This window comes from Bacillus cereus group sp. MYBK220-1 (assembly GCF_051916445.1).
Taxonomy (GTDB): Bacteria; Bacillota; Bacilli; order Bacillales; family Bacillaceae_G; genus Bacillus_A; species Bacillus_A cereus.
Genome location: NZ_JBQAGQ010000001.1, coordinates 218,168 through 230,464, shown reverse-complemented (window position 1 = coordinate 230,464; position 12,297 = coordinate 218,168). Strand labels below are relative to the sequence as shown.

The following is a 12,297-nucleotide window of genomic DNA, read 5'->3' as shown; positions in this document are numbered from 1 at the left end:
CCTTTATTAGAACTTAATATCACCTATCATAAACTCAACTTCTTCTTCCAGAATGTTATCCGCTTGCCATAATGCATGGATAAAAGCTTGAAATCCATCTGTTTTTCGTCTGAATTCATCTTTTTTCAAATATTCTTTATTGCCATCTTTTTTAATATGAACATAGACGTTATTTGTGTACCAACGCATTAACGGATTATCGCCAAAGATAATACGGTTGTTCGCAAATAATGTTTCGACCCTTGGCGCTAATAATGAATGAATAGCTTTTGGATTACGAATATACAACAATGTAAACCCTTCTGCTTCAAGTGCTGTTTTAACAAGATCTAAACGGAATGTATCTGCAACAATCGTATTCACACCATACAATTCACGCATTCTTACGAACCAATCCACAATGTGAGAGATATTAATTACAGGTTCATCCACAATTGTTAATAATCCATTTTCAGCCCACTCAAAAATAGGTGCTTTTAATTTCACCTTGTCCAAGAAACCTTTACGTACAAATGAATGACCTTTCCAAATATAATCTTCACCATGTTTAAATAGTAAACCAACAGCCGCGAAGTCCTTAATACTGGCGAAATCGAGTCCTCCCACAGCTACTTTATGTTTTAAATCAGGAATCTTTCTGAGAGTTTCTCCATCTTCTTCAAAACCAGTACGCATTATTTCTTCCCAAGTAGCAACAGACTTTGTTAAATCTACTTCTGGTAAATTCATTCTTTTAGTCATGAAGTTTTCTCTGTTAGATGGATCATTTTCAAGGTTTTTATATTGTCGCATAACCTTTTTGAACAATCCTCTAGCATATTGACTCATAGGCTTACTAAACATTGGATTTGCTTTTTCCCACATCTCTGGATCGTCTACTTCTTCAGCGTTATCAAGCTTACAAATAAAAGGGAACAACCTATCTTCTTTTTCTTTACCTTTCAAGATGTTCATTGCTCGTTCTTTCATCTTGTCAAGGTAACCTTCACGAACAAAACCATCTGTGGTAATAAAAAATTCCCTAGAGTTAGGAACTTTACCTAAACCACTAGAGAATACTTCTACAACATCGCTATTTTCATATCTGTGTATCTCATCATAAATGACACATCCATCTCTTAATGAGTCTTTACTTCCTGCATTTGATGTATGAAATTCAAACGTCGAACGAGTCGCTTTATTCGTTATCAATTGTTTAGTTGATACAAATAGCTCGTCTAATATTTCATGCTTTTTATTCTTTTCATAAACATCTATAAAAGAAGTTTTAGCCTGCCTTTCTGTATTAGCAACTACTGATACATTATAATGCTCAATGCCATGTAATTCGCTAATAAAGAAGTGTGTCAATGCACTAATCAAACCGTTTTTACCAGCACCCCTTGCCATCATCCAAAAATGCTGATCAAAATAAACATCCTCATATTCATCAAACAAAAACACAAATGCTATTAAAAATTTTTGAAAGGAATTTAATTTAAAATGCCACTTTTCTATGAAAGTTACACATTTATGAATTAAATCCACATCAAAATGCAAATCATTACGGGTTAATATATCTTGCTTTAAGTAATTAATAAGCATGATGCGTTCCTTATTTAATATTACTGTTCCCGTTTCATATAATTCTATATATTCACTTACATACTTATGTGAAATCATATTAAATCACTTGCCGAATACTTCTTAATTTCTTTTTTATTACTTCCTTCTGGCAATAAATCTGTTAGTTGTTTAATGACTCTTTGATATGATTGATCGCGGGTATTATATAATCGGGCAACAGGTCGCTCTCTTTCATACGGCTCTGTTTTATCAGATTGTGAGAACATTTCATAGTCACCATTCTCAGATATATCTATCCACATCTCATTTAATAAAACTCGTAGTCTTGCTGCCTGAATAATTAACCCCTCAACCACTTTCAACTTACTAGGTGGGATGTCTTTAAATAATCTTTTTAAACGATTTTTTTCTTTGTTAACTAGCACCTCACGTTCATCTATGTCCCCCATAATATCACCTCGATTCAATCATATTTTTATGTTGGGTAGGGGTCCTATGCGATACTGCTCAAAAATCTGGAAAAACGACCCCCTCCTCCGGTGCCCCTTAGAGCAATTTTTGATGAATTTTTTAAGGGGGGGGTATTATTTTTGATTCCTTTTTACCACTTTTCATCGTTTTCCCATTTATTCGGTTTCTTTTCAAAGAATCTACCATGTTCTTTATTATGGCAATCCACACAGACTGTTTCTAGATTTTCCATTTCTAATGCAAGTTCCGGATGATGTTCTAGTTCTTTTTTATGATGGACAACGAGTTGAATCTTCTTGCGCTTTGCACTCTCACTGTATTCATTTGTGTCCACACGAACACTACCATTACGTTTACACTCCTGGCATTCATAGTTGTCTCGCTTCTTTACTTGCTCGCGTATACTCTTCCACTCACCACTGTCATAGAACTTACGCTTCTGTTGTTTGGTTTTATATTCTTTCATTGTTACTTCCTAAATTAATTGTTGTTTCTTTATATTTAAAATCAAGACACTTCTCACAATAGAAAGTAGTTGATACTTTCCGAACGCATTGTTTATCATCCGAATAAAAAGAAGTAGTCTCACTATCTAACACTTGATACTTATGCTCACACATCTATCTTCACTCCTCTTCCACAATAGGATTATTATGTTGAATGATTTCAGTATTACAACGCTTATTATCAAATGGTACATGTTCAATATGAATGTATGTGCGATTAATCTTATCAATCGATTGTGACTCCCAATCAAATGCAACTCGTAACTTTCTATCAATCTGTTTACCTTTGTAATGAACTATTGGTTTAGCATCTATATCTGTTAATGTAATTACTAATAACGGTTGTTTCTCATCCACCTATCCTCACCCCATTTGAAAGAATATTCCAATTATACTTTTACAAATAAATACAAATTGATATAATGAAATTAACATTGCCGTCAGTGTGGTATAAAGAAAAAGCACTCCATAAGGAATGCTTCCAATTAATATACTACTTTTTATGATATTGGTAACACTTTCTGTTCTTCAACACTTAGAATATAAACCCCTTCGAAACTCCTTAAATAACTTCTAACCCGCGCCAAGTCACGATTACTGCGTGTAGTGATTACATTTACAAACCCCACATCACTACCATCAAATTCAAAATTCACTTGACATGAATCTTCAGTCCCTGCATATGTTCCCGGAAACTCATTAATTATATTTGCAAACTTGTCCATATCCATTTTTCTTTCATCAATTTTAATTGGAATTTGATGACTTCTTGCTTTCTTCCTAATTTGTACATTACCTATATTACTGTAGGATTTGTTAATACTTAGAGTACCGATAAGATCTGATAAGTTTTTCTCTAATGAATCTATACGATTCAACATATATCTTGATGGATCAGTTTCATCAACATTTTTCATTATTGAATTACTTTCAACCACTCTATAAATAGGATTATCCGGTTCTTCATCACAGATAGCTTCCACTACCATATCTTTAAAATTATTATTTAATTCTATTACACCAGCCATATCATTAGTATAGAAGATAGTACGTTCTTCCGTGATATCAAATGGTAGTCTTGTGCCCTTTTGACAAATTTGAATTACTGGTTTTCTAGCAGCATGTCTAATGGCAAGTTCATACATTACATTTGGATTTAAATTTGTAAGATTTGCTACAGCCAAATCACATTCTAAAACACTTGAAATGACTTGTTTATTTATTGAACCAGGACTTGGCATCCTATGAGCTACTTTAATATTTTCTTCATCAAACCCCATCTCACATAATGCCGGGACAATTACAGCATCTATTACCCCATCGGCCGCTCTTCTTGTATCAGATTGATCATCACCTATTGGTGTAATAATAAAACAGGTTTTATCTTTATTTGGATTATCCATCATTTATCCTCCATATTGTTTTAATACAATTTTATCATCTACTTTCAAATTAAAACAATACAAAACATTAATAATCATACAAAAGAGCAACCATGCATCAGTTGCCCTTTCGTCAATTTCTTATATTATTAATCAAAATTCGGTACATGAAGTTTTACTAGTTAAAATTAAAGACGTTACCGAAGCGGATAACACCTTTGCAAAATAAGCGAATCATGTTGTGTATTTCATATTTACTTTAGTTTGGTTTAGAGGTTTTATTCTTCTCTCAGCTAACAACCGCGACTGACACTATCGGCAAACTTATCAGGTTCCCCTCATTCCATCTACCTAGGATGTTGTTAGCTCACAGAAGAGCAAAAGCTCTCCTCATTTACGGTATCATCTAATCAGTTCCATCTGCTGGTTTCGGATTTTATGTGCCGTCATTATGAACCGTTTAGAAATTTAGAAACAACATAGTGAGTTATGTTTTCCGCCACTTCTCACAATACAAATATATCACGTTGATTCCAAAACAACCGGCACATTTACTGCCAAAAAACGGTCACGACTCTGCCACTTTTTTTAATATAAAACAGGATGTAAAGTCACAATTCCACCAATATTTTTTAAAATATCTTCTGGAGTTTTATTTACAAATTCATCATACGAACTTTGTTTTGTTAGAAGAATTGTAGCTTTTTTTAAATCGAATTCAAAATCACCTTTTACTCTCCATTCTCTTTCGTGAGTCCAATCAATAATATTGTCATCGTCCTCCAAATTAAAATTGACTATTCGCCACCACTCTTCTGGAGGCAACATCCCCCTAGCAACATCTTTCTTTTCATATATTACTGGTCTACCACCTTTTTTATACACATACTGCTTTGGAAAAGCTATGCCTATAGGTGAATATCTTTTATGCGCCTCATCTCTATTACGTAATTGTTCAAATAGAACGTTCTGACACACACCACTTAATGGCATATCTTGAAAACATACTGCTGTATTTGCACCATTAATAAATCCTTTAGAACCACTCCCTTTTAACACTTGTGATTCTAGAATCTCCATCAAAACACTATAACCGCTTTTAATTGCATTCCCATTTTCATCAAATTTCATCTTGGTTAAATGAACTAGATAGCTGCTCAGATCGGTTCTATGACGATACCGATTTTCCCATTCCTTTATTGTATATCCCAATCCCCACACCTCTTTATATATTAGTTTATTACTAATTTAATATACCACACTAGTTACCCATATCTTATATTGTGTGTAACTAATCTAAACGCTACAGCCCTTGATATCAATAGCTTCATAGCACTTTCTCTTTTGAGTTACACAACACAATAAAAATGAGTAACTGTATAGAATAGGGTAGCACCACACATCCATCAACTTAAGGAGAATAAACGCTACCAAAACAAAAAAAGCCCCAAATTTTTCTTGAAAATAAGTTGGGGCTTTTGAAACAGAAAAGTATATTTTTAACTATGAAAAATACGATAAATTTTTCCTTTTTTCCTACTTGCTAAATTCAGCAAGTAAAATTTTTTTAAAAGGATTAGGACTGTCAGTTCTACCCAAACTATTCCAATTGACAACCAACGTATGCTTGCCTCCAAGTTTACCTCCAACAAGAGTTGTAAACCCTAGAATGCCACCTGTGTGTCCCCATATCGAGACACCGCTTGGAAGCTTAGTTTCATAGATTCCAAGACCATATCCATCGATTCCTTCTTTTCCTGTAGGAACTGTAGTAAGCATTTGTTTTAGTTGCTGTTCTTTCAGTAATTTGCCACCGAGCAAGTAAGAGAAAAATTTGTTTAAGTCGTCAGCAGTAGAAATCATATCTCCAGCAGAACTACCTGCACTTGGGTTATAATAAGTAACGTCTTTTAGCTCACTTGCTCCGTCTGGTTGGACATATCCACGTGCATGGTTAGTGCCTGGAATAACGCTTGAATTGCCTGGTAGGAATGTATTCGACAATTCAAGTGGTTCAATAATTCGATTTTCAACTTCTTCCGCATAGCTGTTTCCAGTTACTTTTTCAATAAGGATACCCAGTAATACGTATCCTGTGTTTGAATAAGACCAGCCCTTTCCTGGAGCAAAGTCTGGGGGAAAAGAAATCCCCATCTTCACTAACTCTTCAGCCGTATACGATTTTTTTGTATCCGTAAAATCAACGTCTTTTGACCTTGAGTATTCAGCGATACCACTTGTATGGTTCAATATCTCCCGGATAGTAATCTTGTTACCATCATATCCATTTCCTTGAATGACACCAGGCAACCAGTCTTCGATGTGGTCGTCTAGCTTCAGGCGATTCTCTCCAACTAATTGAAGTACAACTGTTGCGGTGAACGTCTTCGTCACACTCCCAATGCGAAAGCGAAAATCTGTTTTCATTGGTTTCTTGGTTCTCAGATCCGCTATTCCAGCGGCATACCCCCACGTTTTTCCACCCTCAGAAGTTTTAGCAAGTATCCCCGGGTATCCAAATTGCAATGTATCTCGCATTGCTTGCTTGACGGAAGTACGATCTCGTTGAGTATTTGTTTGTAACGAACTAGATACATTTTGAGTGGGCTCTGCTTTTACAATTGAGGTTGGTGTTGTATATAACAGGGAACTTCCAGCTATTAAAAGGGCCAGACTTGCACATGTAATTTGACTACGTATTTTCATATGGCATTCCTCTCCTCTATTCATATTGTATAAGTGTTTGCTTACTGTTCCTTACTTCCTGACAAGACTTAGGGAAAGGCCCTCACGCATATAGATTAAAGCCCCAGTACAAAGGTATCTATTAATACCAACAATTTGAGCCAGTTAAATCTCCATCCCTTCTATAACAAAATTATTCAAAGGTATGAAAGCATATTATGTACCCTTAGTTATTGTTAGGATTAACACAACATGAGACATAGCCCCAACCCATATTTTACTTTATTTATCCATGATATGTATTGAGAAAGAATGTAAATTCGAATCCTTTCCGTATCCCAACTATTAATCGTTTTTTTCATCTATTATAATTAGTTATTTTGAATTTCATAATAAAAAACTGTAAAAAAATAACGAGTCCCTTAACGTACAGGAAGCGGTTGAAAAATATGTCTAAACGCACAATTTTCTTTTTTGATATGGTGACCCCATCGCAATCAAGCTAAGGTTTTGAAGTACCCACTAAATGAAATTTCTCTTTCTCTATAGTTAGTTATTTTGAGAAGTCAGCTCATTTTTTGTTTTTTGGGTGTTTACTTTTCTTAAGTTGATGGATGTGGGGGAGCACCACATCCATCAACTTAAAGTTTTAATATACCAGAAATCAGGAATATTTTATTCTGTTAGCTTGATAGCGATAGGGTACAGCCAACATTTCGGAAGCTATGTATGTTAGACGAATTTTAACCTAAAAAAGTCGAATTCTTGTACGTGAAGTGCAGTGATATTTCATTCATATAATCCGTATTATCTGAAGTTAATAAAGTCTTTTACACTCTCTTCTTTAAGAACGTTTCCATAATATCCTTCCTGAATCTTTCATAATCAAACTGAAAAGCTACATTATGCGTTTTATAACCTGGATTAGTAACAAAACGAAAGTCTGCAATGCTTTGACCAAACCCTTCCCCTTGATCAGGAATTACTTTAATGGGTACTCTCGAAAGGCTAACAGCCTCTCTATTTAGCAAATACCACACTGTTACAAAATCATGCATAGGACTTCCACTTATACCTGGATTAGACTTGGAGTAAAAATTATAATAATAATCTAACATAGGTTTAATGATGAGTCCTGCAAGATCCTGTGTATTCCGATGAAATGCATCGATTTGCTCGACCATTTCGGTTGTAACAATCGCATGTTGGGTCACATTTAAAGGGATAATTGTCAAGTTCTTTGCATGTTGCAGAATTAAGTTTGCTGCATAAGGGTCTGCGTGAAAATTAGCTTCAGCCACAGCAGTTACGTTACCTGGATAGAAAAAAGCTCCCCCCATGCAAATGCATTCTCTTACATTTCGCATTGTTTCTAAATTTAATACAAAAGTCGTAGCTAGCGAAGAAAGTCTTCCTAAATTAATAATGGTAAGATCTTCTAAATTCGATTCTATAATTTGATAAATATCATTTAAAGGATAAACTGGATATGAAATTTCAGGTGGAATAATAGGTCCTAATCCAACTTTTCCATGTACCTCAGGGAAATACTGAATTAATATACCTGTCAACGGTACAGAAGCACCAAGGAATACAGGTATTTCTTCTCTTCCCGCAATGTACTTTAAATAGTTAATATTTCTTATTACATTTTCTCTTGATACATTTCCATAATCGGCCACAATTCCTACAAGTTGAATGTCTTTACGAAAAAAGGTGTACAGTATAGCAAACGCATCATCAATCCCCAAATCTGTAAACAGGAGAACCTTTTTTTGCATATCTCTTCCTCCAAAATTTATAGAATTCTACTTTCGCCAATGATGTAGTGATTAGACTACGCTTGTATATATATTTTTTATGTATTCTTAAAGAGTGGATTCTATTCACTTGAAATAGCTTTGCTCATCTAAATTTGATTTTATGTTCAAACGTAAGTTTCAGTTCTTAAGTCGATAAGCATGTGTTGCTATCCTTGAACAAAAAAGCAATGATTAGATTTTAAACCTAGTCATTGCTTTATCCATTGCATCTTGGTTTACTCCTATATATCTTAACGTTACTCGCTCACTTGAATGATTGAATATCTCCATCAGCAAAGCTATGTTCTTTGTTTGCATGTACATATGATATCCAAATGTCTTACGTAATGTATGTGTCCCAATCTCCTCTAAACCAAACTTTGCTGCTGTGGTACTAAGTATTTTATATGCCATGCTTCTTCCGATTGGTCGATTCTTTCCTTGTCTGCTCTTAATTATATACTCATAGTCTTCCATATCTTCAATGTACCACTTTAACTCTCTTCTTAATGCTGCAGTAATGTGAATACGTTTCTGCTTACCTGTCTTCATTTCACGCATTGATATATGGCTGCCATTTAAATCTCCAACCTTCAGTTTTAAAATATCACTAATACGTAGCCCTGTATTAATTCCTATTACAAACAAAATATAATTGCGTTCATTCTTTTCTTTTAGATATTCTTTAATTTGTTGTATTTGCTCTGAATCACGTATCGGTTGAACAAAATTCATTATTTATTACCTCCAGTTTCTTCTGTCTCATAAACTTCTAATCCTAGTGCAAAAGCAAGTTTATAAAACGCTTTAGACTTCCAACGTCGATAAGTGCGCTCTGACATCCCTATCTCGTTATAAACCATGTAGTCACACACATCCTCTTCTTCTAAATAACGTTTATAAATAATATCTCTTTGAATACTTCCTGCACGTCCGTTTCCTAATCGATTTAGAAACTGATCAATACTTAATGACATTTTTTCAAGCCACTCTTCTCGTTTACTTTGTTGAATATTTGCTATAGCAACATCTTCCAATGGTTTTCCAACTGTATGTGTAGGACCATGCTCACGTATTTCATAAGAAGGAGTGACTTTCATTTCTTTACGCATCATCCCAAATTGTCTATGTATACGTACACTTTCCAACACACGTTCTAATTCCTCTTGTGTTGCTGTTCTATCGATTTTTGGTAAGAAAGATAATTGTTTAGTCATGTAAGACCACTCCTTTTTATTTTTAAATTACTTTTGTCTTATTGCTCCACGTCTTCGTTCATAGCAAGGTCTATGCATCCCCATTAAATCTTCAATATCACGAGTGCTTAATTTCTCTTTTTGTTTTTTCTTGTTTTTCTTCTTTCCTTGCTTGGATTTCTTTTTCCATTCAAGTAATTGATCCTTTAACACCTTCATTTCCCCATCTCCCTTTTCAAAATAAAAAGGACACCTATTCGTAAAACAGCCTTAATTGCTGCTTTAATGAATTGGTGTCCTCTAGTTTTCTAGCCGGACTATATTTGTTTGCTTTTAGCTTTTTTGCTTCCCTTATAAAATCCATATCTATGATCAACTTCCGCAATCAAGATTACAAGTACCATAATAATTCCAGCTTCTATGAAACTTTTCGCATTACTAAAGGTCACAAACATGGTGATTAAGTAAAGAGCCAAATACATTCCAAAAAACTGTTTACTATTCATTTTCTATCCCTCCAGTACTGTTATTTTATTATTCCGGCTTTCACAAAAATATTTCTCCAAGCGTTATCAACTTGATATTTCTCTACTGCCTTTGTGCGACGCGCGATAGCTTTACTAATTTTTCTTTAAATTAGTCATTCTCCTAACCTCTCTTTCTATTAAAAGGATTATTTTGTTGAGTTTTCTTTCCAACTTTCGCCTTTACGAAAATGAATATTCCAGGCTTGTCTTTCTGTAAAACCTACTTCTTTTAACTCTTTTATATTTTGTGGTTCTTCAAAAGTGCACAGCACACTTATTTCTCTACTAAAATCAAAACCAGATTCATTCGTTTCACCAGAAGGAACATCAGCCCAATCAACACTGCCCCTTATTTCCACACTTTCTCCATCAGGTGTTTCTATAAAAAATTTTGCATCGTGTAAGTTCAAATTCATTTCCCTCTACCTCCTGAATAAAAATCAACATTCGGTCAATACTGTAGACAACCCATTAAGTTACTTTCTCCTAGTTCCCCCTTGGAGAACCAGCCGAGCAGTTAGCTTTTGCTAGCTGCTCTTTTAATTGCACGTTTTTGTCTTAATACTCATATATTATCGAGAATCAAAATATGATTTTGTATTAAAGGAAAAGTATTCTTTTTCATTACTCTACACCCATTGCCTTGGGCCGAGCAGTTAGCTTTTGCTAGCTGCTCTTTATTTGTAAAAAGCACTCAATTAACTAGACTTACATATAATATTTTGAGTTCCTTTCTTTATAAAATAGTCGTTATAAAATGAGGCTCGTCACAAGAGCACTTTACTAAGTGATCTTTTTGTGTTCCGAATTAATATAAAATGAAATTTTTATTTAATTTATAAAATAAAACTGCTTGTCCACTTCGATACATTCTTTAATCCCCCTTAACAACCTTTGCACTTCCATATAATTACATTCCAACTTCATGATTTGCTTTTTGCAACCATTACCTCCTATGGCGAGCAATCATAGAAGGTAATGGTATGAATGAAGAAAATATTGTTTTACATGGAGTTGCTGTTGAATCAAGTTTAATCGATTCAACTCTCCTATCTATTCTTCGTCATTCACTTTACCAACAGAGCAACAGGAGCAACAGGTTCAACGATATTGATTTAGGAAGCGGACTCTCTTATATATATTAAAAGCTTTTTGAAGTGAACCCATGTTCCTTATATATTATGGAATGGGTTTATATTTGTGACATAAGGGCTTATTTTTTTATTTATTTTAATTTTCAAGGGCCTTTTTCTTATACTTGTTTGTTAACCAATTCATAAGTTGTAGTGTGTAAGTGGGTGAATGATAAGGATGGTGTAAAAATGAGTGAATTTAAAAAGAAATTTCATATTCCATGTGAGTGTTTCCTCCCCCCTGTACCCCCACCTCAAGTTGGACCAACCGGGCCGACTGGACCAACTGGGCCGACTGGGCCGACTGGACCGACTGGGCCGACTGGGCCGACTGGGCCGACTGGGCCGACTGGGCCGACTGGACCAACCGGGGCTACAGGAGTTACAGGACCTACGGGACCAGCTGCTACGGCATGTTGCCCATGTACGAATGTTCTTGATAACCCTGGATTTGATGAACCTGCAACACCAGGTACTCCAGTTCCAGGATGGATTGTAACGGGAAATGTTTCAGAAGTAGGATTTCCAAATGCTCACAGCGGTCGTTTTCTTCCAAATGGATCCTTGAGTGCTTTAGCTGTTTCTATTGGACCTGGTGGAATTATGACCCAATCTGTTGATGTGGGCGAAGGTTGTTGCTTTACCCTTTCTTTTGCTGGGGATATAAGAGATGGAGCACTTCTTGTTGCTTCTGTATCGTTTCCAGAACTTGGTCAAGGATGTCCTCCTAACCCTACAACACTTGGACCATTAAACATTCCGCACATTGTACCTGTTGCAAATCAACAACAAGCTGGCTTCCAACATTATACCCTTGTTGTGTGTATACCTGCTGATGTAACTACAGCATGTATTAGTTTCCAAAACTTAGCTACAGGTGGAGAAGGCGCAACAGCTTTTGTTGATAATGTTGTATTCCAACCTACTGGTGGACCTTGCACTTCATGTTCACAAAATTTTTAATATATTAAGGTATTTAAAGATTTTCGTTTACTGGCAAATTCAATAACTATTAAAGAGAGCATTCTA

Annotated in this window: 15 protein-coding genes and 1 pseudogene; 1 reads left to right on the top strand and 15 read right to left on the bottom strand. The window is 35.1% G+C overall.

The features are described from left to right. Window positions 1–6 precede the first annotated feature (6 nt). From ACTFRU_RS01120 to ACTFRU_RS01050, 15 genes and pseudogenes are all read right to left on the bottom strand, one after another. Entirely contained in the window at window positions 7–1,662 is a 1,656-nt protein-coding gene (locus tag ACTFRU_RS01120) for a terminase TerL endonuclease subunit (RefSeq protein WP_440037400.1), read from the bottom strand. Further along, window positions 1,659–2,015 carry a hypothetical protein gene (locus tag ACTFRU_RS01115; protein WP_440037399.1) on the bottom strand — a complete coding sequence of 119 codons (357 nt, stop codon included), beginning with the start codon at window positions 2,013–2,015 and terminating at the stop codon, window positions 1,659–1,661. Before ACTFRU_RS01115 ends, ACTFRU_RS01120 begins: the two co-directional genes overlap by 4 nt. A gap of 152 nt (window positions 2,016–2,167) precedes the next feature. Further along, on the bottom strand, window positions 2,168–2,503 hold the full coding sequence (locus ACTFRU_RS01110; RefSeq protein ID WP_097981907.1) for an HNH endonuclease: 336 nt from the start codon (window positions 2,501–2,503) through the stop codon (window positions 2,168–2,170). Next, window positions 2,490–2,657 carry a hypothetical protein gene (locus ACTFRU_RS01105; protein WP_176520367.1) on the bottom strand — a complete coding sequence of 56 codons (168 nt, stop codon included), beginning with the start codon at window positions 2,655–2,657 and terminating at the stop codon, window positions 2,490–2,492. The genes ACTFRU_RS01110 and ACTFRU_RS01105 overlap by 14 nt, the downstream gene beginning before the upstream one ends. A gap of 6 nt (window positions 2,658–2,663) precedes the next feature. Next, window positions 2,664–2,888 (bottom strand): annotated as a pseudogene (locus ACTFRU_RS01100) (hypothetical protein); the annotation flags it as partial. Between the two features lie 155 nt (window positions 2,889–3,043). Continuing rightward, complete coding sequence (locus ACTFRU_RS01095; protein ID WP_255260096.1) at window positions 3,044–3,946, bottom strand: hypothetical protein; 903 nt, start codon at window positions 3,944–3,946, stop codon at window positions 3,044–3,046. Between the two features lie 567 nt (window positions 3,947–4,513). Continuing rightward, a complete protein-coding gene (locus tag ACTFRU_RS01090) occupies window positions 4,514–5,146 on the bottom strand; it encodes a DUF2971 domain-containing protein (RefSeq protein ID WP_255260095.1) in 633 nt (210 codons plus the stop codon). Between the two features lie 315 nt (window positions 5,147–5,461). Beyond that, window positions 5,462–6,631, bottom strand: coding sequence for a serine hydrolase domain-containing protein (locus tag ACTFRU_RS01085; RefSeq protein WP_016081850.1), 1,170 nt, complete (start codon window positions 6,629–6,631; stop codon window positions 5,462–5,464). An 809-nt stretch (window positions 6,632–7,440) separates the two neighbouring features. After that, window positions 7,441–8,391: a nucleoside hydrolase gene (locus ACTFRU_RS01080; protein ID WP_053564380.1), complete on the bottom strand. Its 951-nt coding sequence runs from the start codon at window positions 8,389–8,391 to the stop codon at window positions 7,441–7,443. Between the two features lie 213 nt (window positions 8,392–8,604). Continuing rightward, window positions 8,605–9,147: a site-specific integrase gene (locus ACTFRU_RS01075; RefSeq protein WP_053564381.1), complete on the bottom strand. Its 543-nt coding sequence runs from the start codon at window positions 9,145–9,147 to the stop codon at window positions 8,605–8,607. Beyond that, the gene (locus ACTFRU_RS01070) at window positions 9,147–9,629 is read right to left on the bottom strand and encodes an ArpU family phage packaging/lysis transcriptional regulator (protein ID WP_063547394.1); all 483 of its coding nucleotides are present in this window, start codon (window positions 9,627–9,629) and stop codon (window positions 9,147–9,149) included. Before ACTFRU_RS01070 ends, ACTFRU_RS01075 begins: the two co-directional genes overlap by 1 nt. Window positions 9,630–9,656: 27 nt before the next feature. After that, window positions 9,657–9,827, bottom strand: a complete 171-nt coding sequence (locus tag ACTFRU_RS01065) for a hypothetical protein (protein ID WP_033695145.1) — start codon at window positions 9,825–9,827, stop codon at window positions 9,657–9,659. 98 nt (window positions 9,828–9,925) lie between these two features. Then, window positions 9,926–10,114, bottom strand: a complete 189-nt coding sequence (locus tag ACTFRU_RS01060) for a hypothetical protein (protein ID WP_063547393.1) — start codon at window positions 10,112–10,114, stop codon at window positions 9,926–9,928. A 20-nt stretch (window positions 10,115–10,134) separates the two neighbouring features. Then, entirely contained in the window at window positions 10,135–10,233 is a 99-nt protein-coding gene (locus ACTFRU_RS01055) for a DUF3983 domain-containing protein (protein ID WP_080469932.1), read from the bottom strand. A gap of 48 nt (window positions 10,234–10,281) precedes the next feature. Continuing rightward, on the bottom strand, window positions 10,282–10,551 hold the full coding sequence (locus tag ACTFRU_RS01050) for a PadR family transcriptional regulator (protein ID WP_440037398.1): 270 nt from the start codon (window positions 10,549–10,551) through the stop codon (window positions 10,282–10,284). Between the two features lie 906 nt (window positions 10,552–11,457). On the opposite strand from ACTFRU_RS01050, the gene ACTFRU_RS01045 reads away from it, so the two are divergent. Next, on the top strand, window positions 11,458–12,231 hold the full coding sequence (locus ACTFRU_RS01045; RefSeq protein ID WP_440037397.1) for a collagen-like protein: 774 nt from the start codon (window positions 11,458–11,460) through the stop codon (window positions 12,229–12,231). The last annotated feature ends 66 nt before the right edge of the window (window positions 12,232–12,297 follow it).